Raw genomic sequence first — 25,996 nt, forward strand, 5'->3', positions numbered from 1 at the left:
GATTGATATTAATGAGCAAAAGTAGATGCAGAAAGTGAATGAAAACAGGTAGCGTTATAGAAGCTACCTGTTCAAAGTAGAAAACTAACGAGCAGATTTACCGGTGTGTCCGTGAATACCCAGAGCTTCACCGTTGAGGTAGGCTTTACCTTCACGCATCTCGACACGATCTTCAACAAACCATTGTGCGACCAACGGATAAATCCGGTGTTCCTGTTCCTGAACTTTTTTTGTCAGTGACTCAATCGTGTCATCATCATCAATAGGCACCCGGGCTTGCAGAATGACCGGACCACCATCGAGTTGTTCCGTCACGAAATGAACACTGGTGCCATGTTCTTCATCGCCAGCGAGAATGGCTCTCTGATAAGTATTCAATCCCGGATACTTCGGCAGCAGCGATGGGTGAATATTGATCATTCTACCCATATAATGACGAACGAATTCGCTGCTCAGAATACGCATGTAACCTGCCAGAATAATCAGATCCGGGGTATATTCGTCAATCTGTTCCATTAGAGAACGGTCAAACGCATCCCGGGTATCAAAGGCTTTCGGGTCAACAAAGATTGCCGCTGCATTGGCTTTCTTCGCTCTTTCCAGAGCATAAGCATCTGCTTTGTTTGAAAAAACAGCGGTTACTCTGCCATTTGGCATTTTTGACTCACAGGCATCGATGATCGCCTGCAAGTTGGTACCATTTCCCGAAACTAAAACGACAATACTTTTCATGAATTACTTAATCTCTACTTGCGGTTCGTCAGATTGGGCTTCTGCGATATGTCCGATGATCCAGGCATTTTCCCCTTCTGATTTGAGAAGTTCAACCGCTGACTGAGCCTGATCTTCCGGCAATGCGATAATCAAACCGACACCACAGTTGAAAGTCCGATACATTTCGTAGGTATCGACATTACCCTTTTTCTGAAGCCATTTGAAAATCGCCGGCCATTCCCAGCTATTACCATCAATCACTGCTTTTGTTCCCTGTGGCAGAACCCGGGGAATGTTTTCCCAGAATCCACCGCCGGTAATGTGAGAGATTGCATGAATGTCATGCTCGGCCAGTAATTTCAGCCCGGACTTAATATAGATTTTGGTTGGTTCAAGCAGGTGTTCACCAACGGTTTTTCCTTCCAGCATCTCTGCTTTGTCAGCGCCTGACACTTCCAGAATTTTACGGATCAGTGAATAACCGTTTGAATGTGGACCGCTTGAGCCAACAGCAATCAGGCTGTTACCTGACTGAACTTTAGTGCCGTCGATTATTGCTTCTTTTTCAACAACACCGACACAGAATCCGGCGACATCGTAATCTTCACCTTCGTACATCCCGGGCATTTCAGCTGTTTCGCCACCAATCAGTGAACACCCTGCCAGAAGACAGCCATCAGCAATACCTGATACCACATCTGCTGCCGTATCGACATCAAGTTTTCCTGTAGCATAGTAGTCAAGGAAAAATAGTGGCTCAGCGCCCTGAACAATCAAATCGTTGACACACATAGCGACCAGATCAATACCAATGGTGTCATGTTTCTTCATATCCAGTGCCAGACGCAATTTTGTGCCGACACCGTCAGTACCTGATACCAGCACTGGGTGCTTATATTTGGTTGGTAATTCACACAGGGCGCCAAAACCGCCAATACCACCCATTACTTCCGGGCGACGTGTTTTTTTTACCGCACCTTTAATTCGGTCTACAAGCGCGTTGCCTGCATCAATATCAACACCTGCATCTTTATAGCTCAGAGATGTGTTCTTGCCACTCACGGGGTCATCCTCGTTCTTTGGTTGGATATGAAAACGGCGCTATTCTACAGGGGAAAGACGTAAAAGGAAAACGTTTGCGTCGTTTTTTTTATCTGGCCTGATACGCTGAAATTTCTGGGTAACAATGACCTCGAAATGCGCGAAATCATGAACATTCTCTACAGTTAAGGATAAAATTAACGACAGAAAATGTGTATAATCAGAAAGTTTAATTTGATTGAATTGTCGGAGATGCAGATGAAAGTTGTTGAAATTAAGCACCCCCTTGTCAAACATAAGTTGGGTTTGATGAGAGAAAAGGATATCAGCACAAAGCGTTTTCGTGAGCTAGCTACTGAAGTTGGTAGCCTGCTCACTTATGAAGCAACCGCAGACTTTGAAACAGAAAAAGTGACCATTGAAGGATGGGACGGATCAGTTGAAGTCGATCAACTGAAAGGTAAGAAAGTGACTGTAGTACCGATTCTCCGGGCTGGTCTGGGAATGATGGACGGTGTGCTTGAGCATATTCCAAGTGCCCGAATCAGTGTCGTCGGTATCTATCGGGATGAAGAAACGCTGGAACCAGTTCCTTACTTTAATAAAATTGCTTCAAATATTGAGGAACGTATTGCTTTGGTCGTTGATCCGATGCTGGCAACCGGTGGTTCTATGATTGCAACGATTGATCTGTTAAAGGCTCAGGGATGTACACAATTTAAAGTGTTGGTTCTGGTTGCTGCGCCAGAAGGTATTGAGGCACTTGAGAAAGCTCATCCGGATGTCGAGTTGTATACGGCTGCGATTGATGATCATCTCAATGAGCATGGTTATATTGTTCCGGGTCTGGGTGATGCCGGGGACAAAATCTTCGGTACGAAATAAAGCCGGTGAGCAAGTAAAAAAACAGTCAGTCTCTATAAAGGGGCTGGCTGTTTTTTTATGCGTATACAGCAGATGTAATCACTTATTTTATCTCTAGTGCGGACGCTTTTTCTGATGCCGTTCGCGGTTTTCCTGCTTTTGCTCCTGGCTTTTACGCAAGAGAACATAAAGCGCTCCGGTACCGCCATGGAATCGTTGAGCACTATGCACACACTGAACTTCTTCTATCTGGGGAAGCCAGTGGGAAACGTAGCTTTTCATCAGGGCCGGAGGATTTGAACGTTCCCCTTTACCATGGACAATCAGCACGGTGCGAATATCCATTCTCATACACTGGCGCAGAAACGTCACAATCTCATCTCGGGCCTGTTCCAACGTTTTCCGGTGCAGATCCAGACGGGCCTGAATGGGATATTTCCCCAGCCGGAGCTTCCTGTAAACCCCATCCTGAACACCATTTCGTTTAAATTCGACCAGATCATCGGATTTGATTTGCGGCGCATGTTCCAGAGACAGATAATTTGAATCATTCTGCTCTAGTTTCATGGCAGCTTCCTGCCGGGCAAGATGTGCATCGGTAATCTGCAAATCTTTTTTGAGTTCTGCAGTATCGTGCTTCAGAGGTTTGACATCTCCCATCATTTGCTGAAATAACTCGAAATCTTCCTGAGACATTCATATTCCTCCGAATCAGTTTTGAATCGTATCGAGTCATATACCCAAATGACCTCATGGTGCAGTTTCAGCAAGAATCACTGGGTACAGAGACTGCGTTAGAGATTTATATACCTAAGTTACTTGCAGATGCAAGACTCCAGCAACATAGATGGTCGAAAGATGCGCAGAATCAGGTAGTGTGGTCGTTGCGTTATTGTGGAATCCGACTGGTGGACGAGTTTGAATGAAACGGAGGAAATTGTGCTGCCGATAAAAATAAAAAACCGGAGTGGAAAAGAGTCCGCTCCGGTGCATAGCTTATAACTGTTTATTAACAGGAGCTAAGCGATCTAGTGAGGAGATTTGTCATTCATGACTTTGTCGATAAGAAACTGCACACTTGCACTAAACCTGAGTTTACACGGTGACATACATTACATCTGTCTCTGTTTGCCAAGAGGTAGCCAAAAGTTCAGCCTCAGGTCTCTGTTTCTTCAAAGTTGCGAAGACGTGTTAAACATAAAGTGACTCAATGGATGAAGTGATGATCTGGATCAAGTGTATTGATGAAGTTGCGTATTCGTTGAAAATCATGTGTTCATTGTCACATTTATAGCCTGATGTGGATGCCTTTTGAGCACTTGATTCTTTTTTTTAAAAAATTAGCGAAAAGGAGTTGCGTCTGGGACAATAATCCGTATTATACCCATCCGTTGAGACGCCAGAGCGTCGCCATCAACAACCCAGAATTCGGTGAATAGCGCAGTTTGGTAGCGCATCTGGTTTGGGACCAGAGGGTCGGGGGTTCGAATCCCTCTTCACCGACCACTTTCGAAGCCTCGGCAATATGCCGGGGCTTTCTGTTTTATGCGATCCAGAGTTATGTGAATAGTGCAGTTTGGCCGCGCATCCCTAGTTAACTTGTCCCTTGACCATGTTCCCGATTATCTTGACTGATACGGCATTCGCTATTCTGAATTGTATTTTGCCGTGTGACCGTAAATCCCTGCTCTTTGAGGAGCTGGATTAAATTCTCCTGTCCGATCAAATGCAATGTTCCGACAACAACCAGATATTTTGCCGGTTGCGGAGAGAATATTGGTGGTGAAGTTAACTGTTCCAGCCAGTGGTGGTTTCTTTTGATTTCTAACTGACGGGACATTTCCTGAGACATTTCATGATGATCAATCAGAGATTTCAACTGCTCCAGATCACCCTGATGCCAGCTTGTCACCAGACAGTCGGTTTCTTGTGTGGTTTCTCCCCATTCCTCCAGAGTTGAAGTGAGTAACTCTTTACCATCCTGATCCAGTCCGGCCAGAATATCGATTTGAGACTGGAGTGACTCTAGTCCGATCACTGGGATAGATTCCGTCTCTGCCTGATGGATCATATATTGATCAATACCAAGTTCAGGCTGATAGCCTGCCTGATTCATCACTTGCATCTGTAAGCTAATCGCAGTCTGCCATGGTGGAGATTGTCTCAGGCGTTGAGCGTTCAGTTTCAATTGGCTGGCAATGCTATCTAACTTCTGAAGTTGTGGCGGAGAAAGAACCTGCTGTGAAGTCCATTTGACGGGTGGATATTGCAGTGTGTTTGCCTGACGAATATCAGCTTCAACAATTAATCCGTCACTTTCGTGCAGAAAGTCCATAACCGGCGTAGGTAAAGGATACATATCAGGGTGTCCTACATGAACTGAGCCTAATAACATCAGTTGCAACTGGTTTTTGCTGGCAAGCCAGTATAATGGATCCGCAGTTGTGTAGAAGCTGAGAAAAAGAGCACCGGCTGAGAGCAGGCGGGAAAGTTGCATGAGTTGAATTCCTGTCTTCTGGCATCAATCTGAACGCTAGCATAGATTGAGTCATACTTGGTTAGCAACTTTTTCATGGTACGGATACCTGTAGATTACAGGTATCCGATATTGTAATTTTTTAAGTTACAAAGCGTTGTAATGACGGTATTCGTAGTTTTTCCCTTGCTTTCCGAGGACAAATACCGAATAGGCGTCCCGTTTGTCACCATAATTCATCCCGGGAGAGCCAACTGGCATGCCTGGAACACTGAGACCTCTGGCATCAGCAGGAGGATTGGCTAAAAATGCCTGAATGTCTTCTGCCGGAACATGACCTTCGAACAGATATCCGTTGATTTCTGCGGTATGGCATGAAGTCAGCTGAGCCGGAATATTAAATTTTGCCTTAACGGTTTCCATATTTTCATGGTAGACCTCTTTGACCGTGAAACCGGCACCTTCCATATGTTTGGCCCATTGGCTACAGCAACCGCAGTAAGGGCTTTTATGATTGATGACTTCTGTTGCCATGGCTGAAAATGTAGCTGCAGAGAAGAGTGAAGCAAGTAATAGTTTCTGGATCATTCTGATTTCCCCTGAGTGGATTGTTTGTTCTGGTAGCGTGGCCGGAACAACCGTAGCCGGTTCGCATTTGTGACGACAGTTATTGAAGATAAAGCCATTGCCGCACCGGCAATGACCGGGCTGAGTAAGAAGCCAAACCATGGATACAGCACACCGGCAGCAACAGGAATACCGAGAGTGTTGTAAATAAAGGCTCCGAGCAGGTTCTGTCTGATATTCCTGACCGTTGCTTTTGAAAGTGAAATCGCATTGAGAATTGCCAGTGGAGAACTACTCAGAAAAGTCATCTGAGCACTTTCTATCGCGACATCGCTACCACTTGCCATGGCGATTCCCAGATCAGCTTGTGCTAAAGCCGGGGCATCATTAATGCCGTCACCGACCATGGCAACTTTGTGTCCGGCCTGCTGGAGTTTAATGACATGTTCAGCTTTCTGATCCGGGAGAACCTGAGCGATAACATCCTGAATTCCTAATTGTTCGGCAATTTTCCGTGCTACGGTGATGTGGTCTCCGGTCAACATCACGGTCTTGATTCCCAGATGATTGAGAGCCTGAACGGTCTGAGCCGTGTCTGCTTTGATCGGATCGGCTACGGCAATGATGCCCTGGATTTCCTGATCGACTGCGATCAGAATAGGCGTCCATGCCTGAGAAAGTACGTGGTCAAGGGCTGCTTGTACCTGTTCAAATGACAAACCTAGTGAGGTCAGATAGCTCAGAGAACCGATCTGGACGGTATGGTTCTGGTAAATTGCCGTGACGCCACGTCCCCGCAAGTTTTCGAAAGCAGAAATCGGAGCCGGTGCAATTTGTTTTGAACGGGCATATTCACAGACCGCTTTTGCCAGAGGATGCTCGGATTGCTGTTCCAGTGCGTAGGCGATCGATAACAGTTCGTTCTGATCCTGACGGAAGCTTTCCATATACTGAACCTGAGGTTTCCCTTCGGTAAGCGTTCCGGTTTTGTCAAATACAACGGTATCAATGTGACTGGCTGTTTGTAGTACCTCGGCATCCCGGATCAAGATGCCCATTTCTGCTGCTTTTCCCACACCGACAGTCACTGATAGCGGAGTTGCCAGCCCTAAAGCACAGGGACAGGCAATGATCAGGACGGTTGTGGCAACGACAAGCATGTAGCTGATTCTTGGTTCCGGGCCAACCCAAAACCAAATCAGTGCGGCAATGATTGCGATGACAACGACAACCGGAACAAAGACAGAAGATATCTGATCAGCAAGTTTGGCAATCGGTGGCTTACTGCTCTGAGCCCGGCGAACCATCTGAATAATCCGGGAAAGCATGGTTTCACTACCGACTCCAGTTGCCTGAATGATCAGGCCGCCGTCCTGATTGATAGTTCCGGCAGACACAGTATGTCCGGAACTTTTCAGAGCAGGAATCGGTTCTCCGGTCAGCATGGATTCATCGAGATAGGATTCTCCTTCAATGACAATACCGTCGACAGGAAGTTTATCGCCCGGTTTGATTCTCAGATGCATACCTTTCTGAATCTGTGCAACGGAGATCTCCTGATCACCACTTGCCGTGATGAGTGTTGCCTGTTGAGGTTGCAGGTGAATTAATGCCTGCAATGACTGGGTTGTTTTAGCTTTGGCTTTTGACTCGATAGAGTGTCCCAGAGATATCAGACCGATAATCATTGCACTGGCTTCAAAATAGACATGGCGAGCCTGAGTCGGGAACCACTGTGGGGCAATGACAACCATGATCGAGTAAAGCCATGCTACACCTGTTCCCAGTGCAACAAGTGTATCCATTGTCGCTCTTTTGTGCACAAGAGCCTGCCATGCACTTTGGTAGAATCCTCGTCCGGCGGTGCTGAGTAGCCCCAGACATAACAGACCGACAATTCCCCAGCTTAGTTGCTCCTGAGGTGTCTGAATCAGCATACTTCCGCCAAACACTCCCCATCCCATGAGCGGGATACCGAGTAATAGTCCCATAAAAGCATTACGCTGATGGTATTTCAGAGTCGCCTGTAAGTGTGCCTGCTGTTTTTCTTGTTGCAGTGCCGGGTCATCGACTGTTTCTGCGTCATATCCGGCAGCACGTATTGCGGCAACAAGTTGTTGCGTATCGGGTTGCTGGTCTGAAAAAGCTGCTGCACTTTGCTCTGCAAGATTGACCTGAGCCGTCAGAATCCCGGGGACTGACAGTAGTGCTTTTTCTACAGAAGAGACGCAACTGGCACAGGTCATGCCTTTTATCAGTAAATGCGTTGTGACTTCGGCATGTTCCGGCTCTGGTTCTTTTGTTGAGCCGGTTATTTCTGGTATTTCTGAACCAGTGGTTGGTCTGTCATTACTTTTGCCTGAAGAATCCTCTTCCCGGAAGGCTTCATAGCCAAGAGAAGCAACACTGTCGACAATTGTCTGTTCTGGTAATGTTGTCGTCAGTGAGAGCGACTCTTTGGTCACTTCCAGATCATGTATTTGTTCATTCTCATTCAGCAGATCTGTTAGTTTCTGGACACATTTACCGCAATGTAGTCCCTGTAAACGGTATGTCTGGTGGATTTCTGTCGGTAAATCAGGAGACAAAAGGGTTGCCTGATAACCCAGAGAAGAAACTTTTTCGGCGATATCCTGAGGTGAGAGGGTTGTGATTAGTGACAATGTCTCTTTTGTGACATTTAAATCGGTGATTTGCTCATTCTCACTCAGCAGGGTTGAAAGCTTCTGGACACATTTCCCGCAATGCAGCCCCTGTAAATGGTAAGTCTGCCTTTTTCCTGCCTGATATCCGAGTGATTCGATATTTTCAACGATTTCATCGATTGAAGCATTGGTATCAACTTCAATCAGGGAAGGCGAGAGATTGTGGATCTGCACATCGAAGTGTTCTTTCAGGCTGCGCTCTACTTTCCGGGCGCACCCCATGCAATGCAGGCCTGATAATGGCAGTGTTAAATGGTTCATATCAACCTCTCCTCGAATCCGATTTATCTTAAAGATAAACCTTTACGCAAGGGGAAGGTCAAGTGAGTCGTGAATTCTTTTTTCTGTGCCTGAGGGCTATTTCGGTATATCTGCTGATATTACCGAAAAATCAGGGTAAAGGGTGATTGTCGTTATTGATGCTCAGGTGCTAGAATACCGCCCAAATTTTGGCTGATAAATCTAGTCTGAAGTCGATAAAGCTCGATCGGAATAAAGGTAAATCTCATGACGGTTAAAACTCGTTTTGCTCCAAGCCCTACAGGGTTTCTTCATGTTGGTGGTGCCCGTACGGCACTGTATTCCTGGCTCTATGCAAAAAATCAGGGTGGGGAATTTGTTTTAAGAATTGAAGATACCGATTTAGAGCGTTCAACTCAGGAAGCGGTTGATGCAATTCTGGAAGGAATGAGCTGGTTAGGTCTGGATTGGGATGAAGGTCCTTATTATCAGACGAAACGCTTTGATCGTTATGATGAAGTTGTCGAACAGCTTCTTGCTGCGGATAAAGCTTATAAGTGTTACGCATCGAAAGAGTTATTGGATGAAGTTCGTGCTGAGCAGGAAGCCAACAAAGAGAATCCTCGTTATGATGCGAATCATCCTAAAATCAAAGCAGTGAATGATGCAGCAAAAGACGGAGATGCTTTCGTCGTTCGTTTCCGGAATCCGAAACAAGGCAGTGTGGTATTTGACGATCAGATTCGCGGGCGGATTGAAATCCGGAATGATCAACTGGATGATTTGATTATTCGCCGTACTGACGGTTCTCCGACATATAACTTCTGTGTGGTTGTTGATGACTGGGATATGGGAATTACTCATGTGGTTCGCGGTGAAGACCATATCAATAATACGGCACGTCAGATTAATATTTACCAAGCGTTGGGTGCTACGGTTCCGACCTTCGCCCATTGTGCGATGATTTTAGGTGATGATGGAGCGAAGCTATCGAAACGCCATGGTGCTGTTTCTGTGATGCAATACCGTGATGAAGGTTATCTCCCGGAAGCTCTGAATAACTATCTGGTTCGCCTTGGCTGGTCTCACGGAGATCAGGAAATCTTTTCCCGTGATGAAATGATTGAGTATTTCAGTCTGGATGCAATCAGCAAATCAGCATCTGCATTCAATACTGAGAAGCTGTTGTGGCTGAATAATCACTATATTAGGACTTCAGATCCTGAATATGTTGCCGGACATCTTCAATGGCATTTGGATCATCAGGGAATTAATAAAGAGAACGGACCTGCGGTTACTGAAGTGATCCAGCTTCTGGCTGACCGCTGCCAGACTCTGGTTGAGCTGGCTCAGCAGGCTCGTTATTTCTATGAAGATTTTGATGCTTTTGATGACGCTGCTGCGAAAAAACATTTGCGTCCGGTTGCAAAAGAACCTTTGGTTCTTGCTCTGGAAAAAATTACAGCGCTGGATGACTGGACGACAGAAAATCTTCATCAGGTTATCACTTCTGTGTGTGAGACTCTGGGTGTTGGTATGGGAAAAGTCGGTATGCCACTACGTGTTGCCGTGACCGGTGGTGGTCAATCACCATCTGTTGATGCAACAATGAAATTAGTTGGTAAAGAACGTGTTATTTCGCGTATTCAGATGGCGCTTGCATTCATTGAAAAGCGCGAGTCTGATTCTAACTAACTGAATTATTATATTTTTATTTCTATAGGCCGCAACTTAGTGTTGCGGCTTTTTTATTCTGTCTGTTTTTTGAACTATGCTTTCATTTTAATATGCATCTAGGTTGCTTTACCGAATGAAAATGCCGTTGTTTTTCCGGACAGAACTGAAAAGTGACAATGATTTAACGCACCGTTTTCTGATTTTTTGCAGTGATGCAATAGAGTACAGCGATGACACGCGCTAGATGCTGAGACAAATTTGAGCATCCACAATCAAAGGGAAATAAGAAGATGAAAAAAATGATAATGATGTTGTCAGCTACATCATTGATGGTATCAGCAATGGTTCATGCCGAGGTATATCTCGGGGGCAAAGTAGGCAAATCGTGGTTGGATGATGCATGCCGACCAGCGGATACATGTGATGATGATTCATCGGCAGTTGGTGCTTTTCTTGGGTATCAGGCCTGGGAAAATATTGCACTGGAAGCCGGATACGATTATTTAGGGACATTTTCCGGAGCAGGGTTGAATGATGATCATGTGAATGCAATTACCCTGGCTCCTAAGTTTAATCTTCCCATATATCAGAACCTTGATCTGTATGCCAAACTAGGTGGTGCCTATGTTGATTATGGTTCTGAAGAAGACTGGTCATATCTTGCCGCGGCAGGGCTTGAACTGAGTGCCACCCAGAATCTGGCGGTACGTCTGGAATATCAGACGCTGACCGATATTAATAATAATATTGTTCGTGCTGAAGGTAATATGGCGACACTGGGAGTGACTTATCGTTTCGGGCATTCGGAACCAGCCCCTGTCGTGGAGAGTCAACCTCGTCCGGTTGCAGCTGTTGCTGAGGAAAAACCTGAGCCAGCACCATTGACTCCGGTTAAATCTCAAGTGATGAAAACAGTGAAAAAGAGCCTGAATAGTGCCAGTAGCTTTGGGTTAAACAGTGCCGCATTAAGTGCTCAGGGACTTGCTGATCTTCAGGAAGTGGTTGATATAGTCTCCCGGTATCCTCAGGCGACTGTAACAGTGACCGGCCATACCGATTCAACCGGTTCGGCAGAATATAATCAGTCTCTTTCAGAAAAGAGAGCTCAGGCTGTTGCAAATGCCTTAGCTTCACAAGGTGTTGATCCATCCCGGATTACCGTTCGTGGTATGGGAGAGTCTGAGCCTGTCGCTTCCAATGATACTAAAGAGGGGCGTGAGAAAAACCGCCGGGTAGAGATTGAAATTCCGACGTTTACTTATCAGGTGACAGAGGAATAGACGGACTCTTGTAAGTTTATGAGGTCGTGATTAGTGCTGTTGTCAGGTGTACTTCAAAGTACTCATGCGACGGCACTTTTCTATGTAAGAAAAAATAAATATGTAAGAAAAAATAAAGATGGAGGCATTTATAGTGGTGGGGTTCGAATGATCATCATTTCAGGTCAATACTATTCAGTCTTCCCATAAAAATAAGAATATCGAGATAGTCTTTGTGAGCTTCCAGAAGGGCTTTTTTCGTCTTTGTATATGCTGCTAGTTTCCCATGTTTGTTGATTGAACAGACAACACTCTTGAAATGACATTTTCCATGTTCGTCGTAAGTACGCCAGGCGGCAATATAGCAGGCATCCCGGTAATCCGGGTTCTCTTTCGTAGGTCTTGGTTTATAGATGATCTTAGGTTCAAGGCTATGAGGTAGCCTGGTCATGAGATAAGGATCTTTAAGCAGCATTCGCCAGTGCTTACCCCACATCTGACGCCCAAGTTCATTGCGAAGTAAGATCGCTTTCTTCAGCCCCTTTTTTTCACCAATACGGATGAAACCAACAGAGCGGTGTAAAACTTTATCATCTGGCGTGTGAATATGAATTTTGTAAGCAGTTTTCGCCTTAGAAATAAAGCGATGGCCAGTGTTTGTTTCAAGATTACTCTTCTTCATCCGTTTGTTATCAATATTTTTATTAGTAATAGTAGATCAAATCACCAGCAAGGTGAAGTGGTTCCTTTCACTTGGGTAATGAGTAAAGAAACAGAGGATACAGGTAATCTCAATCAATACCGGAAAGCATGAATGCCTGTCAGTATCCCTGATATCAGATAAGGACTCTGAATCAAGCAACTCTACCCAACATCTCCGGTATTTTGATCTAGTTTGAGATAACACACAACAATTGTGACTATATTCGAGAAATCCATCCAATTTTTACTGCAAGAAAGGTAACAACCGGAACAATATTAAGTATTTCAGTATTGTTCATGGTGTGAATGATGATAGCCAAGATTTGAGCAGGGCAGTGAGTTCTTGTTGTTCTGCTGGTGTGAGTGCGCTGATTAATTCTTCCTGTGCCCGGACGTGGTCTGTCAGTGCCTGACTGATGAGCTGATAGCCTTGATCCGTTAACTGGACCGAGATACTACGACGATCTGTATGGCTATGGATTCTGGTCACTAAATTTTTTTGTTCCAGTTTATCGAGTCGGTTCGTCATCGCGCCTGAAGTGAGCATCGCTGTATCTATCAATGCTGATGGTGTCAGTTGGTAAGGCGCTCCGGAGCGAAGTAAGGTTGCCAACACATCAAACTCTCCCAGCTTTAAATCATATTGTTTGTGGATACTGGATATTTCCTGTTCTAAATGTTTGGTCAGACGTAGTAGCCGACCAAAGATACTCATCGGAAGTGTGTTCAGATCAGGCTTTTCTGCCGCCCATTGACTAATGATTTGGTCGATAATATCCATTTACAGATAGATGTATTGTCAATTGATAGTCAGAATATCTTAACATAAAGATTCTTTACAAAAACAATGAAATTTTTTATGCTTTAATAAATCTCAACGTAAAGATACTTTATATGAATATAATATTTGCTATGTTTGCTGCATTCCTGTGGGGAACGACCTACGCGGTCACACAGGCAACATTACCTGGTTGGCCACCATTGTTGCTTGGTGTATTACGTGCTTTACCTGCGGGACTTATCCTTCTGGCTATCAAACCAACTTTTCCTGAGAAAGGGACCTGGAAACTACTGACAACAACAGGTTTGGTTAACATTGCTATATTCTTCTGCTGTATTTTTGTCATGGCGCTTACTTTACCTTCTGCGATTTCCAGTGTCGGAATGATGTCGGTTCCTGTATTTGCCATGCTGATTCAATGGGGGATTGCGAAACAACGTCCTTCTATAATTCAGATCTTTGCCGGAATTGTGCTGCTTGGGTTCGCTGCACTGCTCTTTGATCCGGGTAGTCTGAATCTGAGCGTATTGGGATTATCTGCGATGCTGATTGGTATCTTGTGTATCATATGCGGCAGTTCTTTAACTCAGATGCTGAGTCGTCAGTTAGCATGGTGGTGCGTGTTAACCTGGCAGTTAATTATCGGTGGGGTGGCACTATTATTGGTTGTGCTTGTACATATCAGTTATGAACCAGGCAGTTATGTGTATGCATGGGAACACTTGAGTGGTATGAACCTGCTGGGGATTTTCTGGATCTGTATTCTGAATACGTCAGTTGCCTATACAGTTTATGTCTGGTCTTTACAGCATATTTCTGTCGTCGAATTCACTTTTGCCGGTGTCGCAAACCCGGTTGCCGGAATTCTCTGTGGATTGATTCTGGTTGGTGAATCATACACACCAGTCCAATATAGTTTGATGGCTGGAATGATTGTGATGTCTTTGCTTCCCCAGTTTGTGAAAGGTTACCAGAAACATCGTCTCTTATCGAAGAGCCGGCTTCAGCCATCTACTGAAAAATAATCATCTCCAATAGCCAGGATAGTATTTCTCTTTCCTGGCTGATTGAATCAATTCTCTTCTGTATTTCTCCCAAACCACAGACTGCCTGAATATATGCCTTAAGTTGTTATAAGAGTCTATGAATATGATGTGGCTCGAAAAAAATTTACATAATTCAAGTAAGTCTGTATCGAAATTGGAAAATGACGTAAAAAGAGAAATCTAAAGCTATCAGTTGCATAGAATGTTAAGTGTTTGATGCAAACACTCTCGGAATTTCACTGTAGGGACATATATTTTCTGAGAATAACGATAAATATAAAAAGGTGGCTAGTATGACAACATTAGTATTTAGGGCAAGAAACAGGGAATGTCCTGATTGTTTTAAATATGAACAATTGAGTGATCCAGGTCACTTTTTGAACGTGACTTGTACATCTCAAATTCAGTACCTGCGTTTGTCTTATCACAATGTTCTGTCTTTGTTTCGGGGAAATGCTGCTGATTACGATATCTTTATGGGAATCTGCTGTTTGATGATTTCTGTTCGGTTGTGGACAGAAAAACGGACTCGGATGGAGTATCGTTGGAGAGCTTTATGAAATATGTTTGCCCGAATATTCAACCTGCATTTCAGGAAGAGCAGAAGACATTTGAACAGCAACTGGAAGCCTTGTTTTTTCGGATGGATACCCAAGATGAAAGGAGTTATCTGAATCATAAAAACCGATCTTGGAGGCAGATGGAAATGCCGATTCGGGCGACCGCTGATGGGAAGGTTATTGCGTGTCATTTGGGATCGTCTTATCAGACTTCGGTTATTCGGGAGCAACCCATCAGCTATAGCCGGGATTTTTGCCTGATTCAGCATGAGTTACCTATGAGTAGTGATGGATCCGGACAAAAATTTACTTTTTATTCCTTATATATGCATTTAGCTCCACATTGCGAGAGTCACGTCACGGTTCATGCCGGTAGACGGTATCGGGTGATAGTGACCTGTCGGGCTTATGCTGTGACTGAACAAACATGGCAATCGATGGTTTTAAAGAAAGGAGCATTGATAGAAGAGGCCGACATTCCCCGAGAGTGGCATGATGGAGTGGAATATCAGGCATTTCAGGTGATAGAACACCCACAGGGAAAATATCATATTCCGCCGGAAAACTTATTGTTGGTTTGGCTGGCAACCCGTAGGAATAATAGTGAGGAAACCTCGTTTTCCTCTTCAGTAGTACAGACTTCTCCTGACTGGATGGTCGATAGTGTTGTGGGGCGGGTAACCGAACCGCTAGGGCTTGCCGGATTTTCTGAACCGGAAGGTAAAAAAGTTGGGCAACCTATTATGACGTTACCTTCAGGTACAAGAGTGTGTTACCGAAAAACGGAACAATATGGTTGGTTTGAAATCATGGGGAAAAGGAGGCTGATGGCACATTGTCGTTTCCCTGATCGTGATGTTTATACCTTAACCGGAGAACTTGCTGACGAAGGTTGGGTGTGTATTGAACCTCAGTATGTTCAGCCACTATCCAGAGAAACGATAGAGATGGATCGATTTCAGTGCTTTGGTCCGGATTCCCCATTTTTAATTCGGGCTGGAGAAACGATTGGTTACCGGAGTCGCTATAGTAGAGGGAATGGTGATGATTTACGTATGTCCGATGTGGAGAGTACCGAGCATGTGGCGTACTTTTCTCAAGAGAAACCTCCGGCTAATGTTTACCGACGTTTGTTGAACCAGCATTCGGAAAGTGGGAATCGTTTTCAGTGGGTTGGGGATGTTGACTCAGAGGGGTTGGTCGATATCGATGAGAAGAGTGTTTTCTTTCAGCACTTGATCAAATTGATTCATAAGTAAACAATAGGGCTCACTTAGGCATGGTATCAGTAAAAAGAGGATATTCTGATGCTCCAAATCGAACCTATGTATCCGAAACATCAGTCAGAGATAGAACTCTTGTCTGTGAATGCTCAGCAGCGGGCATTTGTCGGAACTATGGAAGAAATTCTGGTCAATATTAGTGATTGGGTTCATCCCCATGTGGTGATTTCGGAACAGCAAGTTATCGGTTTTTTTCTGGTTGACACCCGTTATTCCCTGAATGTGGATTTTTGTCAGCCGGATGATATTGGAATCAGGGCATTTTTTATCGACAGTCGACAGCAGGGGAAAGGATATGGAAAATTAGCTGTCAGTTTACTGAAACCTTATCTGCAACGTCAGTATCCAATGCATCATCAGGTTTATCTGACTGTGAATTGCCGCAATAAAATCGCTTTTCACTGTTATGAAGCCGGAGGGTTCAAAGATACAAGAGCGTTGTATCTTGGTGGCGCTGCGGGACCTCAGCATATTATGTCTCTTCATTTGACGTCCACCAGTTAACATACTCTGTAAGTATGGAGCTGTTATTGAAAATATTCTCTGGTTATAGAAAAACAGAATAGAAAAAGCGGCATTTTGTGCCGCTTTTATTTGTTGTTGGCCCGGAACATCAGTTGATTTGAATGTGCTGAGCTTCGTCCGGTTTCACATCTATTTTCGGAACGACAACAACGAGTACACCATCCTGGTATTCAGCATAAATTTCTTTAGCATTGATATTGTCGCCTAAAGTAAAGCTGCGTACCATTTTACCTTGATAGCGTTCTCTGTGAATGACTTTATCCTCATCGGTTTTTTCTTCACTTTTTATGGTCGATGCTTCGATAGTCAGGGTGCCATGGTGACAGCTCACCGAAATATCGTCTTTTTCGACTCCGGGTAAATCGGCAATGATTTCAAACGCAGTCTCTTTATCCAGAACATCAACTCGTGGAGAAAAAGATTCGATATTGAAACTTGGCCGAATAGACGGAAAAGCATGATCAAACAAATGATAGAAATCAGACCATGAGTCACGTGGAATCAAGCTCATCATAATCCTCCTGTTTGTCATCCTCGATCTCATCATAAGTGTAGAACTCGTCCCGAAAATCGAATAAGAAAATGCATGAAATTTGACCTGGGTCAAGTTGCGTTTGAAAAACATTGTGTGACTAACTTTTGGTTTTTATGTTTGAATTTTTGTTTTATTTCATTGTAAATGTGATGTTTATTTTATAATTGTGTTGTTTTTGTATGTAAATTTTACAAATTGATTTCCATCAAAATAGTGTGGTTTTTATGTGCTACCGTGCGCAGCAGAGAAGGTACTTTTAGCCCTGTGAAAAGGAAAATATATAATGAAAAAAACACTTTGCGGACTTGCCGTCCTGACTGCTCTTTTTTCCACCAGTGTTCTGGCACATCAAAAAGGAGATTTCATTGTTCGTGCGGGGATTGCATCCGTTATCCCAAATGATAGCAGTGATAAAATCTTAGGCAGTCAGGAAGAATTAGAGGTTAACAGCAATACCCAGATCGGCTTAACTCTGGGTTACATGATTACAGATAATGTAAGCTTTGAGGTCTTGGCAGCGACCCCATTTTCTCACGATATTTCAACACCATATGGAAATTTAGGTGATATTGGTGAAACGAAACACCTTCCACCGACATTTATGTTCGAATACTATTTCGGTCAGTCAGATTCAAAAATCCGTCCTTATGCCGGTGGCGGGATCAACTATACAACGTTTTTTGATGAAAAAATCAATAGTACCGGAGCCAATGCAGGTCTAAGCGATCTGAGTCTGGATGATTCCTGGGGATTAGCAGTGAATGCTGGTGTTGATTATAAAATCAATGAAGACTGGTTTGTGAATGCTTCAGTTTGGTATGCCGATATTGATTCGACAGCAACCTATAAAGCTGGTGGCGTTCAGCAGTCGACAGAAGTCCATATTGATCCGGTCATTGTCATGATCTCCGGCGGCTATAAATTTTAAGAATCCCCATTTTGTCTATAAGAAAGGCAGCTTTATTGCTGCCTTTGTATTATTTGTCTTTCTTACCATTTATCCCTACACACCGATAATTTGCTGAGATTCCTTTTATTTTGACGTCTCTTATTTCTTGAATCATCACAATGGTTTTTATATATTAGGATTAGCTAATTTATATTGAGGAAAGATTGTGTGGGATGACCGATATCAGGTAGATACATATATCTACGGTACAGAGCCGAATGATTTTCTTCGTGAAAGTGTGGAACATAACTATCTTTCGTCAGGGCCGGTTTTGTGTCTGGCTGATGGAGAAGGGCGTAATTCTGTTTATCTGGCTAAATGTGGCTATGAGGTAACTGCTGTCGATTTATCTGCGGTTGCGATCGAAAAAGCTCGCAGGTTTGCAGAAGAAAATGAAGTCTCTGTGAATTTCATCCAGGCTGATTTGGCTGAATTTGACTTAGGGGAGTCACAGTGGCAGGGAATTGTGGCGGTCTTTTGCCATCTTCCGCCGGTGATACGGCAAAAGTTACATCAGGCATTGCCGGTAAGCCTGAAGTCCCATGGTATTTATCTTATTGAGGGATATACACCCCAACAGTTGAAATATAAAACCGGCGGGCCCTCAGTCGCCGATATGATGTTATCCCGACAGGTTTTGGAAGAGGAGCTTCCGAGTTTGTCTCCCTGGTACATTGAAGAAAAAGAAAGAGAGATCTATGAAGGCGTGATGCATCGGGGGAAAAGTCATGTTGTTCAGGCAATTATGAAAAATATTCCGTAGGAGCATGAAATCATGTTGATCGATGCAATGATGAGAAGTGGCGTCCCCTGCGAGATTTGAACTCACGTCTAAGACTTAGGAGGTCCTTGTTCTATCCAACTGAACTAAGGGGACGGAGCAGTCATTTGACAGTGACCGCACAAGAAAAAATCGATTGTGCGGTCTGAGGTTGTACATAGTACTGATTTATTAAGATAAGTTAAGCCCTGACTTCAATTTTTTATCTGTTTGTGCATTACATCGCCAATTTGGATACTGTCTGCCAGTTCGATCTGATCAACCAATAACTCGGCTTCTGTTTCATAAACACGATCAACCGTCAGGGTTATGTCACTTTGTGTCACTTTATTTCGTGGCAATCCTCTTTGATCAATGAATGAGCCTGTATGCCACAACTGGAGTTTATCTCCTTTCTGTACGCCATGGATTCTTCCTAAATTCATCATAACTTTATGATCTGATTTAGATATAACTTCTGGCAATGTAATTTTACAGGAAAGCTCTGATTCGAGGTCTAACATGATATTGCGACTAAGGCGAAGTAGCATTTCTCCGTAAGTTGAAGCCCAGAAGCGGGCACTTTGGGTATCAACCTGGCTTGTTTTCGGGAATGGCCACCGGGCAATTTCACGGTAGTTGCGGTCCATAACTTCGTTACCGGTTTCTCCGTCGAATACATTAAGATCCATAGCAAACTGACGATTGATTACTTCATTATTGGATGAATCGACAGAAATTGTGGCGGTGAGGTCCGTGATATTTCCCGTAATAATGTATTGTGCATTGTTATCCTCTGCGATCATTTTTAGCCGGGCCGGGTAATTTTTATCAATATCATAATCGGTGGTTCCTACCGAGATGAAACTGTGTGATTCCTTATCCAGCTGTTTATTTAATACTTGGGCAAAATCATCACCAAGCTGGTAAATCTGTCCCATCACCGCTTGTTGTGGTGATGCCAGGGACATATCACTGACTAAGACGGTCTTTTTATATTGTTCTACCTGGCAACCTGATGCCGATGGATAAATATCGATTCGGACTTTGACATAAGCAACGTCATTTTTGACTTCTTGCTCTTCTATCAGAATGTAGCGGACTTCGTGATTGGTAAACTGAAATTCAGTACGCTGTGCATCCAATAGCGGGTAGAGGTTGCTGATACTACCGATGTCTGCTCCGGAAAAACTGATTGCTTTATAAATGGCATCTTCAAGAGCATATAGTTTGGCCTGAGACTCGGATGAAACGACTGCTGCACTGCCGGTAACTTCATACCATGAGGCTACTGCCGGTGTGGTACCGAATATCAGCAAGGAAAGTGATAAAAGGATGGTTCCTACATTTTTCATATTTACCTACCAATCAGGTATAAAATTTGCTTGTTATTTTGATAACAGTGATAGAGCAGTTATCGGCAAAGCTTTTCTTTATGATGAATAACAAGAGAAAAGCAAAGAGTGTTCCACTTTTGCGTCAAAAACTGGACACCTGAATGACCGAGTTATCTGGAGAGCGGAAAATGAAAAAATGGCTACCGTTAGTGCCTGCGTTATTTTTGACAGCGTGTGCCTACGCCCCGATATATAATGGTAAAGAACCCTATAAAGGGTCTCAGTTTATGTTACTGGAAAGCCCTCGCCATACCTTAGACTTTTTTGTTGAGAGTATGACTGAAGATTTAATTAAATCGAATACAAGTGTGACAGCACGAACACCAATTGCCGTTACTTCATTTGTTGACCTGCAAAATATGGATACCACTAATTGGCTGGGAAATTCTGTGACTGAAGGATTTATTCACCAGTTACAGCAACGAGGTTTTCAGGTTGTTGATTTTAAAACAACAGGATCAATTCAGGTGACGCAACAAGGGGATTTTGCCTTTAGCCGGGACTGGAAAGATCTTGCCCAGCAGCAGGAAATTCAATACGTTTTGACCGGAACGATGCTTCGTCAGGAAGGCGGTGTTTTGGTGAATGCCCGGGTGGTTGGAATGCAGTCCAGAATTGTTGTTGCAACGGCTCAGGGGTTCTTACCAGCTGACAGAATTGGCCGGGATCTGGATACACTGAATGCTGTCCGGACAGAAGATGGTGTTTTGATCCGTTCAGATCCGACGATGAGCCAGCCTTACACTGTTATTCTGCGTCCTTAGGAGTTTCTGATGAAAGTTTGGTTAATGAGTGCCGTGATCTTATTTATGGTTGGCTGTCAGCCATTGCAGACCATGAATAAGGAAGAGTGGCTGACTGCGGTAGGCTATGCTTCGATCAGTGAGCAAAAAGGTCGGAATGAGGAAGAAAAGCAGGTTCGGGCGATGCGTGCATCAAAGATCGATGCTTACCGGGAACTGGCTGAGCAGGTTTATGGGATGCGGGTTAGCGGACGAGCTGAGCTGATGGACCAACGACTGGGAACAGAAGCAACATCCGGAGCAGTCGATGGCGTGATTCGTGGTGCTGAAGTCGTCAGAAGCTATAAAGTCGGTGATAGCTATGTTACGGAACTGCGTCTGAACGTGGAAAAAATGGAAAAGCTCAGAGATTACGGTGAAGTTCAGCAGGTTCCGGAAAAACGGCAGCAGACATTGTTTTGAGTCAGTGAAACTGTTTCGATTGCCGCCTTTGCGGCAAGCCTTTTCTCTCCAGATCATAAAAAGCGGCAAGATTTGCCGCTTTTTATATTGGAATATTGTCAGATTATATCTGTAGGAATTATAAATATAGGGAAAGGAAAAGAAGACACATCAGGCTTTAATATCGGTACCTAATGTTGAAATAGAGCGTGTTTGCCCTTCAGCGGTATAAGTCATACCAATTTTTCCCTGACTTTGTTGCATCAGGTTTTTCAGTTTATGAAAACTAACCTGGGCACGACTGAGTGCTTCACCATTAATTTGGTTTGCCTGCTGGCAGTCAATAATGACGGATTTGATTTGCTCAACGAGACTTTTTAATGCTTCATCCTCTTGCAGGCTCGATACATGAGGGTGGTTTGCTATACGTTGATCAGCTTCGTTGAGTTGGTTAATCAGAGTTATTTTTTGCTTGGCAACAGCTTCAATCTGAGATGAATTACGTTGAGTAATTGCCAGTTTTTCCTGAACTAACAGTTCGGAAAGCGACTGAGCACTCTTTAACTGAAACTCGAGTAGATCCTGTAATGCTGCCATGATTTAAATTACCTGATTTCCTGGCATAAGTGTGTCTGCTGCTATCGACTGTATGATCGATGACTTATTGCAGTCCACCCAGCTCTTTTTCGAATTTGATCATGTTATCTGCAAGTTTTTCTGCATCAACACGATAAGAACCATTTGCAATGGCTTCTTTAATTGCCTGTACTTTGGCACTGTCAAAAGCCGGACTAGATGCGAGTTTACTTTGCATTTCTCCCATTGCCTTACTTTGTGAGCTCAGAGACACTGCATCTTTTTTATCGGAAGATGAGGTATGATTTGTTTTCTCTGAACTTGATGCCTTGTGTTCTGCCCGGGTCGAACTACGACTCGTATTCGCCAGAGACTGGCCAGAACGCACATTATCAATGCTTGCCATAATTGAGCCTTTTTATAAAAGTTAAACTTCTGTACCGTCAATATCGACAGACCTACTCCATACTTTAGCATTTTCTTTGCCAAAAATGATGTTTTTTTATTCGCTACCTGCCGGAAACGTTAAAAACGGACGGTGACTTCACCGATTCCTGAAACCTGAGCATCGATGATTCGGTTTGACTTGTCATTCTTCACCCGGATTTGTTCCCCGAGACTTCCGTCAGAGAGCGCTGTCCCTTGTGTTGTAATCGACAAACCATTTTTTACTGCTTTTATGGTTACCGTCTCACTACGGCATACAATGCAAATATCCCGATCACTAATAATATCGTTCAGTGGAATATTTCTTTTAACTTTTGCTCCGATCACTTGATCAATTGTCGAAAATCCTTGCTGTCGGAAGCGAAGCAGATCTACCATACCTAAAGTAACATCTTGTTGAGTAATGATTTGTCCCCGGTTTAACGGATGGGCAGCGAGTACGGCAGGAACGGAAATATTCAGACGGACGGGCACATAAATCCGCCAATTATCTGTCGGACATTCAACCAGAACAGTGATATGGCTTGCAGAACCATTTCTTGATGAAGAAAAAGCCTTCAATCCGGTTGGACAATCCGATGCTTGTATCCGATTATCAAGAGGTGCCGCCGTGGCAACAATTTTCCCTCCTGCAGGATGCTCTATGGTAGTGGTGGCATATTCTTCTGCAGTTTCTCTGATATGATCGAGTTGTTTTTGAGTTGCTGCCTGAACCGAAATATTAAAGAAAACAGATAAAATGACGATAATGCTATAAAAAAGTTTGAAGAAAGCTCTACACTTAGTAAAAGGCAGAGGGGATAAACACAGTTTCCAGGACATGATTCTGGTTCCCTTAATTTATTCATCGCTTGTTGTAGACTATCACTTTTTTACAGAAAAGTTTTAGAGATGGAGATGGGCTTATGACGGGTATTCTTGATTCTGTGAATCAGCGTACACAACTCGTTGGGCAAAACCGCTTAGAGTTGCTGACATTTCGGCTGAATGGTCGCCAGCGTTACGGGATTAACGTATTTAAAGTAAAAGAGGTATTGCAGTGTCCAAAGTTGACTGCCATGCCCAATCTACATCGTCTGGTCAAGGGCGTTGCGCATATTCGTGGACAAACCGTTTCTGTCATTGATTTGAGTCTGGCGATTGGTGGACGTGCAACAACAGATGTTGAAAAAAGTTTCGTCGTGATTGCCGAATTCAACCGAACTATTCAGGCTTTTCTGGTTGCTTCTGTCGAACGTATCGTGAATATGCGTTGGGAAGAAATTTTGCCGCCTCCGGAAGGTGCCGGGAAAGCAAACTATCTGACTGCAGTCACTAATATTGAGAATGAACTGGTTGAAATCATTGATGTGGAAAAAATCTTAGCTGAGATTGCTCCTGTAGATGAAACCATGGATTCTTCAATCGCAGAAGATATTGCTCAGGTCGAAGAGAACACCGAGAGAGAACTTGTTCGCCGTATCCTGATTGCTGATGATTCAACGGTTGCCCGTAAACAGGTACAACGTGCCGTTGAGTCGATTGGATTTGAAGTTATTGCGGTTAAAGATGGCAAAGAAGCTTATGAAAAGCTGGTCGAGCTTTCAGAGACTGATGACATCTTTGATCATATTTCACTGGTTATTTCGGATATTGAAATGCCGGAAATGGATGGTTATACACTCACTGCTGAAATTCGGCGTAACCCGAAACTGAAAAATCTTTACGTAATTCTTCATTCATCATTAAGTGGTGTATTTAACCAAGCTATGGTAGAAAGAGTAGGCGCGAATACATTCATCGCGAAGTTTAATCCTGATGAACTGGGTAATGCGGTAAAAGCTGCATTGGTAGACACCGAGCTAAAGAGAAGTGAATGACTGCGATAACGATCAGCGATCAAGAATATAAAGATTTTTGCCGCTTTTTAGAGTCTCAATGTGGAATTGTACTTGGAGACAGTAAGCAATACTTGGTTCGAAGCCGTCTCAGCCCTTTAGTAACAAAATATAAGATGGATTCTTTATCATCGTTACTGAAGGAAGTTGTGAGAGGTCTCAGCCGGGATTTAAGAATTGCTGCTGTTGATGCGATGACAACGAATGAAACGTTGTGGTTTCGTGATAATTATCCTTTTATAGTTCTCTCTGAAAGGCTGCTGCCGGAATTGGCAGCTAATCGGCGACCTATTAAAATCTGGTCTGCGGCCAGTTCGTCTGGTCAGGAACCTTATTCGATTGCGATGACGATTCTGGAAACGCAGCAGAAGAAGCCCGGACTACTGACCAACTGTTCGATTACAGCGACGGATATTTCATCAACCATGTTAGATATTTGCCGGATTGGCAGTTATGACAGTCTGGCCCTGGGACGCGGTTTATCGGTTGAACGTCGGCGTAACTTTTTTGAAGATGCCGGAGACGGCAGAATGAAAATAAAAGACAATGTTAAGCGTCTGGTGAACTTTAAACCTCAGAATCTGATGGAAAGCTATGCACTGCTCGGCAAGTTTGACATTATCTTTTGCCGGAACGTGTTGATCTATTTTTCTGCCGATATGAAATCTAAGGTTTTAAATCAGATGGCAAACTGTCTGAACCCGAATGGTTATCTGTTATTGGGAGCCTCGGAGTCTCTGACTGGTCTGACTGATCGTTTTGAGATGGTTCGCTGTAACCCCGGCATCATATATAAGCTGAAATAAAATATCTTCACTTCTCAAGCCCGGCATTGCCGGGTTTTTCTTTTTATTCACCACGTCTTTGGTCTGGAATTTGCCTATATTAAAGAAAAGTAAAGGCGTGAATCATCATTTCAGGAAAATAGCGGCAATGATCAAAGTTGGTATATAAGTTGCTAGAGTTACGACATAGATGATGAATATATCCATGAAGAGGCGTATATGGCAATCTCATTTGATAAAGCATTAGGCATCCATCAGTATACAGTTGGTGTGCGTGAGCGTAATGCAGAGATGATTTCCAGTAACATCGCGCAAGCGAATACGCCGGGATATAAGGCTAAAGCTTTAGATTTTGATCGAGCATTACAGGCGGCAAGCTCCGGGGCAAGTATTAGTCTTGCCCGTACTAATGGACGGCATATTCCTGCCTCCATGTCGGTTATAGGGGAAGAGCTTTACCGCATTCCGACACAACCTGATACCGGAGACGGCAATACAGTTGATGTCGATTTAGAACGAAATCTGTTTATGCAGAATCAACTTCGCCATCAGGCTTCCCTGGACTTTCTGGGTGGAAAGTTCAAAGGAATGACCAAAGCAATTAAAGGGGAGTAAGTTAGATGAGTTTATTTAATGTATTCAATGTCACAGGTTCTGCAATGAGTGCTGAGTCTGTTCGTCTAAATACAACCTCAAGTAATCTGGCGAATGCTGATAGTGTAAGTAGTTCTGCAAAAGATACCTATAAGGCTCGTCATCCGGTATTTGCCGCTGAGTTAAATCATGCGAAATCAAAAGATGACTATACCGTGCCGGTAAAAGTCTTAGGGGTTTTGGAAAGTAATAAACCACTGGTTGCTGAATACAATCCTGACCATCCTTTGGCGAATGCTGATGGTTATATTTATAAGCCGAATGTGAATGTGATGGAAGAAATGGCAAATATGATTTCAGCTTCACGAGCATACGAAACCAATGTTCAACTGGCTGAAGCGAGTAAGCAGATGCTGCTGAGAACATTGCAGATGGGTCAGTGAGGTATAGGA

Annotated in this window: 27 protein-coding genes and 2 tRNA genes; 15 read left to right on the forward strand and 14 right to left on the reverse strand. The window is 43.7% G+C overall.

The annotated features are described in order from the left end of the window. Positions 1-84: 84 nt before the first annotated feature. Complete coding sequence (purN, locus tag OCU74_RS04385) at positions 85-732, reverse strand: phosphoribosylglycinamide formyltransferase (protein ID WP_087480427.1); 648 nt, start codon at positions 730-732, stop codon at positions 85-87. 3 nt (positions 733-735) lie between these two features. Then, on the reverse strand, positions 736-1,776 hold the full coding sequence (gene purM, locus OCU74_RS04390; protein WP_087480428.1) for a phosphoribosylformylglycinamidine cyclo-ligase: 1,041 nt from the start codon (positions 1,774-1,776) through the stop codon (positions 736-738). Between the two features lie 237 nt (positions 1,777-2,013). On the opposite strand from purM, the gene upp reads away from it, so the two are divergent. After that, a complete protein-coding gene (gene upp / locus OCU74_RS04395) occupies positions 2,014-2,640 on the forward strand; it encodes a uracil phosphoribosyltransferase (protein ID WP_087480739.1) in 627 nt (208 codons plus the stop codon). 93 nt (positions 2,641-2,733) lie between these two features. On the opposite strand, the gene smrA is transcribed toward upp, so the two are convergent. After that, positions 2,734-3,315, reverse strand: a complete 582-nt coding sequence (gene smrA, locus OCU74_RS04400) for a DNA endonuclease SmrA (RefSeq protein ID WP_087480429.1) — start codon at positions 3,313-3,315, stop codon at positions 2,734-2,736. 733 nt (positions 3,316-4,048) lie between these two features. On the opposite strand from smrA, the gene OCU74_RS04405 reads away from it, so the two are divergent. Beyond that, a tRNA-Pro gene (locus OCU74_RS04405) sits at positions 4,049-4,125 on the forward strand. An 88-nt stretch (positions 4,126-4,213) separates the two neighbouring features. Here OCU74_RS04405 and OCU74_RS04410 read toward each other — a convergent pair. The 3 genes from OCU74_RS04410 to OCU74_RS04420 all read right to left on the reverse strand — a co-directional run bounded on the left by OCU74_RS04410 (position 4,214) and on the right by OCU74_RS04420 (position 8,628). Then, a complete protein-coding gene (locus OCU74_RS04410; protein WP_087480430.1) occupies positions 4,214-5,116 on the reverse strand; it encodes a TraB/GumN family protein in 903 nt (300 codons plus the stop codon). Positions 5,117-5,242: 126 nt separating this feature from the next. Then, complete coding sequence (locus tag OCU74_RS04415; RefSeq protein ID WP_087480431.1) at positions 5,243-5,683, reverse strand: DUF411 domain-containing protein; 441 nt, start codon at positions 5,681-5,683, stop codon at positions 5,243-5,245. After that, entirely contained in the window at positions 5,680-8,628 is a 2,949-nt protein-coding gene (locus OCU74_RS04420; protein ID WP_087480432.1) for a heavy metal translocating P-type ATPase, read from the reverse strand. Before OCU74_RS04420 ends, OCU74_RS04415 begins: the two co-directional genes overlap by 4 nt. Positions 8,629-8,874: 246 nt before the next feature. On the opposite strand from OCU74_RS04420, the gene gltX reads away from it, so the two are divergent. After that, positions 8,875-10,302 carry a glutamate--tRNA ligase gene (gltX, locus tag OCU74_RS04425; protein ID WP_087480433.1) on the forward strand — a complete coding sequence of 476 codons (1,428 nt, stop codon included), beginning with the start codon at positions 8,875-8,877 and terminating at the stop codon, positions 10,300-10,302. A gap of 272 nt (positions 10,303-10,574) precedes the next feature. Continuing rightward, positions 10,575-11,564, forward strand: coding sequence for an OmpA family protein (locus OCU74_RS04430; protein ID WP_087480434.1), 990 nt, complete (start codon positions 10,575-10,577; stop codon positions 11,562-11,564). Between the two features lie 154 nt (positions 11,565-11,718). Here the strand turns inward: OCU74_RS04430 and OCU74_RS04435 are convergent, their stop codons facing one another. Together OCU74_RS04435 and OCU74_RS04440 are read right to left on the reverse strand one after the other, a co-directional pair. Beyond that, positions 11,719-12,225 (reverse strand): Fe3+-citrate ABC transporter substrate-binding protein, encoded by a 507-nt coding sequence (locus OCU74_RS04435; RefSeq protein WP_087480435.1) that lies wholly within the window; start codon positions 12,223-12,225, stop codon positions 11,719-11,721. A gap of 315 nt (positions 12,226-12,540) precedes the next feature. Further along, on the reverse strand, positions 12,541-13,026 hold the full coding sequence (locus OCU74_RS04440; RefSeq protein ID WP_087480436.1) for a MarR family winged helix-turn-helix transcriptional regulator: 486 nt from the start codon (positions 13,024-13,026) through the stop codon (positions 12,541-12,543). 113 nt (positions 13,027-13,139) lie between these two features. Here OCU74_RS04440 and OCU74_RS04445 point away from each other — a divergent pair, with 113 nt between their 5' ends. The 3 genes from OCU74_RS04445 (at position 13,140) to OCU74_RS04455 (ending at position 16,419) form a co-directional block, all read left to right on the forward strand. Further along, positions 13,140-14,051 (forward strand): DMT family transporter, encoded by a 912-nt coding sequence (locus OCU74_RS04445; RefSeq protein ID WP_087480437.1) that lies wholly within the window; start codon positions 13,140-13,142, stop codon positions 14,049-14,051. 577 nt (positions 14,052-14,628) lie between these two features. Next, a complete protein-coding gene (locus tag OCU74_RS04450; protein ID WP_087480438.1) occupies positions 14,629-15,891 on the forward strand; it encodes a hypothetical protein in 1,263 nt (420 codons plus the stop codon). Between the two features lie 48 nt (positions 15,892-15,939). Continuing rightward, positions 15,940-16,419 (forward strand): GNAT family N-acetyltransferase, encoded by a 480-nt coding sequence (locus tag OCU74_RS04455; protein WP_087480439.1) that lies wholly within the window; start codon positions 15,940-15,942, stop codon positions 16,417-16,419. A gap of 109 nt (positions 16,420-16,528) precedes the next feature. Here OCU74_RS04455 and OCU74_RS04460 read toward each other — a convergent pair whose 3' ends face one another. Next, positions 16,529-16,954 carry an Hsp20/alpha crystallin family protein gene (locus OCU74_RS04460; RefSeq protein WP_234993565.1) on the reverse strand — a complete coding sequence of 142 codons (426 nt, stop codon included), beginning with the start codon at positions 16,952-16,954 and terminating at the stop codon, positions 16,529-16,531. 304 nt (positions 16,955-17,258) lie between these two features. Here OCU74_RS04460 and ompW point away from each other — a divergent pair, with 304 nt between their 5' ends. Continuing rightward, positions 17,259-17,903 carry an outer membrane protein OmpW gene (gene ompW, locus OCU74_RS04465; protein WP_087480441.1) on the forward strand — a complete coding sequence of 215 codons (645 nt, stop codon included), beginning with the start codon at positions 17,259-17,261 and terminating at the stop codon, positions 17,901-17,903. A 187-nt stretch (positions 17,904-18,090) separates the two neighbouring features. Then, a complete protein-coding gene (locus OCU74_RS04470) occupies positions 18,091-18,687 on the forward strand; it encodes a class I SAM-dependent methyltransferase (protein ID WP_087480442.1) in 597 nt (198 codons plus the stop codon). Between the two features lie 38 nt (positions 18,688-18,725). Here OCU74_RS04470 and OCU74_RS04475 read toward each other — a convergent pair. Then, positions 18,726-18,801 (reverse strand) — tRNA-Arg (locus OCU74_RS04475). Between the two features lie 98 nt (positions 18,802-18,899). Further along, positions 18,900-20,039 carry a flagellar assembly protein FlgT gene (locus OCU74_RS04480; RefSeq protein ID WP_087480443.1) on the reverse strand — a complete coding sequence of 380 codons (1,140 nt, stop codon included), beginning with the start codon at positions 20,037-20,039 and terminating at the stop codon, positions 18,900-18,902. Positions 20,040-20,209: 170 nt separating this feature from the next. On the opposite strand from OCU74_RS04480, the gene OCU74_RS04485 reads away from it, so the two are divergent. Then, complete coding sequence (locus OCU74_RS04485) at positions 20,210-20,845, forward strand: FlgO family outer membrane protein (protein ID WP_087480740.1); 636 nt, start codon at positions 20,210-20,212, stop codon at positions 20,843-20,845. 9 nt (positions 20,846-20,854) lie between these two features. Continuing rightward, entirely contained in the window at positions 20,855-21,286 is a 432-nt protein-coding gene (gene flgP / locus OCU74_RS04490) for a flagellar assembly lipoprotein FlgP (RefSeq protein ID WP_087480444.1), read from the forward strand. 150 nt (positions 21,287-21,436) lie between these two features. Here the strand turns inward: flgP and OCU74_RS04495 are convergent, their stop codons facing one another. From OCU74_RS04495 to flgA, 3 genes are all read right to left on the reverse strand, one after another. Then, positions 21,437-21,862: a flagella synthesis protein FlgN gene (locus tag OCU74_RS04495; protein ID WP_087480445.1), complete on the reverse strand. Its 426-nt coding sequence runs from the start codon at positions 21,860-21,862 to the stop codon at positions 21,437-21,439. 64 nt (positions 21,863-21,926) lie between these two features. Next, entirely contained in the window at positions 21,927-22,247 is a 321-nt protein-coding gene (flgM, locus tag OCU74_RS04500; protein WP_087480446.1) for a flagellar biosynthesis anti-sigma factor FlgM, read from the reverse strand. 119 nt (positions 22,248-22,366) lie between these two features. Next, entirely contained in the window at positions 22,367-23,110 is a 744-nt protein-coding gene (gene flgA, locus OCU74_RS04505) for a flagellar basal body P-ring formation chaperone FlgA (RefSeq protein ID WP_087480447.1), read from the reverse strand. Positions 23,111-23,193: 83 nt separating this feature from the next. Here flgA and OCU74_RS04510 point away from each other — a divergent pair, with 83 nt between their 5' ends. From OCU74_RS04510 to flgC, 4 genes are all read left to right on the forward strand, one after another. Further along, positions 23,194-24,147 carry a chemotaxis protein CheV gene (locus OCU74_RS04510; protein ID WP_087480448.1) on the forward strand — a complete coding sequence of 318 codons (954 nt, stop codon included), beginning with the start codon at positions 23,194-23,196 and terminating at the stop codon, positions 24,145-24,147. Next, positions 24,144-24,971 (forward strand): CheR family methyltransferase, encoded by an 828-nt coding sequence (locus OCU74_RS04515; protein ID WP_087480449.1) that lies wholly within the window; start codon positions 24,144-24,146, stop codon positions 24,969-24,971. The genes OCU74_RS04510 and OCU74_RS04515 overlap by 4 nt, the downstream gene beginning before the upstream one ends. Before the next feature lie 198 nt (positions 24,972-25,169). Then, positions 25,170-25,565 (forward strand): flagellar basal body rod protein FlgB, encoded by a 396-nt coding sequence (flgB, locus tag OCU74_RS04520; RefSeq protein ID WP_087480450.1) that lies wholly within the window; start codon positions 25,170-25,172, stop codon positions 25,563-25,565. 5 nt (positions 25,566-25,570) lie between these two features. After that, a complete protein-coding gene (flgC, locus tag OCU74_RS04525) occupies positions 25,571-25,987 on the forward strand; it encodes a flagellar basal body rod protein FlgC (RefSeq protein WP_087480451.1) in 417 nt (138 codons plus the stop codon). Positions 25,988-25,996 lie beyond the last annotated feature (9 nt).

The sequence above is a fragment of the Vibrio mangrovi genome, from assembly GCF_024346955.1.
Lineage (GTDB): Bacteria > Pseudomonadota > Gammaproteobacteria > Enterobacterales > Vibrionaceae > Vibrio > Vibrio mangrovi.

Coding starts and splice junctions, on each gene's coding strand:
- purN (WP_087480427.1), bottom strand. CDS start 732: ATGAAAAGTATTGTCGTTTTAGTTTCGGGAAATGGTACCAACTTGCAG.
- upp (WP_087480739.1), top strand. CDS start 2,014: ATGAAAGTTGTTGAAATTAAGCACCCCCTTGTCAAACATAAGTTGGGT.
- smrA (WP_087480429.1), bottom strand. CDS start 3,315: ATGTCTCAGGAAGATTTCGAGTTATTTCAGCAAATGATGGGAGATGTC.
- OCU74_RS04410 (WP_087480430.1), bottom strand. CDS start 5,116: ATGCAACTTTCCCGCCTGCTCTCAGCCGGTGCTCTTTTTCTCAGCTTC.
- OCU74_RS04415 (WP_087480431.1), bottom strand. CDS start 5,683: ATGATCCAGAAACTATTACTTGCTTCACTCTTCTCTGCAGCTACATTT.
- OCU74_RS04420 (WP_087480432.1), bottom strand. CDS start 8,628: ATGAACCATTTAACACTGCCATTATCAGGCCTGCATTGCATGGGGTGC.
- gltX (WP_087480433.1), top strand. CDS start 8,875: ATGACGGTTAAAACTCGTTTTGCTCCAAGCCCTACAGGGTTTCTTCAT.
- OCU74_RS04430 (WP_087480434.1), top strand. CDS start 10,575: ATGAAAAAAATGATAATGATGTTGTCAGCTACATCATTGATGGTATCA.
- OCU74_RS04435 (WP_087480435.1), bottom strand. CDS start 12,225: ATGAAGAAGAGTAATCTTGAAACAAACACTGGCCATCGCTTTATTTCT.
- OCU74_RS04440 (WP_087480436.1), bottom strand. CDS start 13,026: ATGGATATTATCGACCAAATCATTAGTCAATGGGCGGCAGAAAAGCCT.
- OCU74_RS04445 (WP_087480437.1), top strand. CDS start 13,140: ATGAATATAATATTTGCTATGTTTGCTGCATTCCTGTGGGGAACGACC.
- OCU74_RS04450 (WP_087480438.1), top strand. CDS start 14,629: ATGAAATATGTTTGCCCGAATATTCAACCTGCATTTCAGGAAGAGCAG.
- OCU74_RS04455 (WP_087480439.1), top strand. CDS start 15,940: ATGCTCCAAATCGAACCTATGTATCCGAAACATCAGTCAGAGATAGAA.
- OCU74_RS04460 (WP_234993565.1), bottom strand. CDS start 16,954: ATGATGAGCTTGATTCCACGTGACTCATGGTCTGATTTCTATCATTTG.
- ompW (WP_087480441.1), top strand. CDS start 17,259: ATGAAAAAAACACTTTGCGGACTTGCCGTCCTGACTGCTCTTTTTTCC.
- OCU74_RS04480 (WP_087480443.1), bottom strand. CDS start 20,039: ATGAAAAATGTAGGAACCATCCTTTTATCACTTTCCTTGCTGATATTC.
- OCU74_RS04485 (WP_087480740.1), top strand. CDS start 20,210: ATGAAAAAATGGCTACCGTTAGTGCCTGCGTTATTTTTGACAGCGTGT.
- flgP (WP_087480444.1), top strand. CDS start 20,855: ATGAAAGTTTGGTTAATGAGTGCCGTGATCTTATTTATGGTTGGCTGT.
- OCU74_RS04495 (WP_087480445.1), bottom strand. CDS start 21,862: ATGGCAGCATTACAGGATCTACTCGAGTTTCAGTTAAAGAGTGCTCAG.
- flgM (WP_087480446.1), bottom strand. CDS start 22,247: ATGGCAAGCATTGATAATGTGCGTTCTGGCCAGTCTCTGGCGAATACG.
- flgA (WP_087480447.1), bottom strand. CDS start 23,110: ATGTCCTGGAAACTGTGTTTATCCCCTCTGCCTTTTACTAAGTGTAGA.
- OCU74_RS04510 (WP_087480448.1), top strand. CDS start 23,194: ATGACGGGTATTCTTGATTCTGTGAATCAGCGTACACAACTCGTTGGG.
- OCU74_RS04515 (WP_087480449.1), top strand. CDS start 24,144: ATGACTGCGATAACGATCAGCGATCAAGAATATAAAGATTTTTGCCGC.
- flgB (WP_087480450.1), top strand. CDS start 25,170: ATGGCAATCTCATTTGATAAAGCATTAGGCATCCATCAGTATACAGTT.
- flgC (WP_087480451.1), top strand. CDS start 25,571: ATGAGTTTATTTAATGTATTCAATGTCACAGGTTCTGCAATGAGTGCT.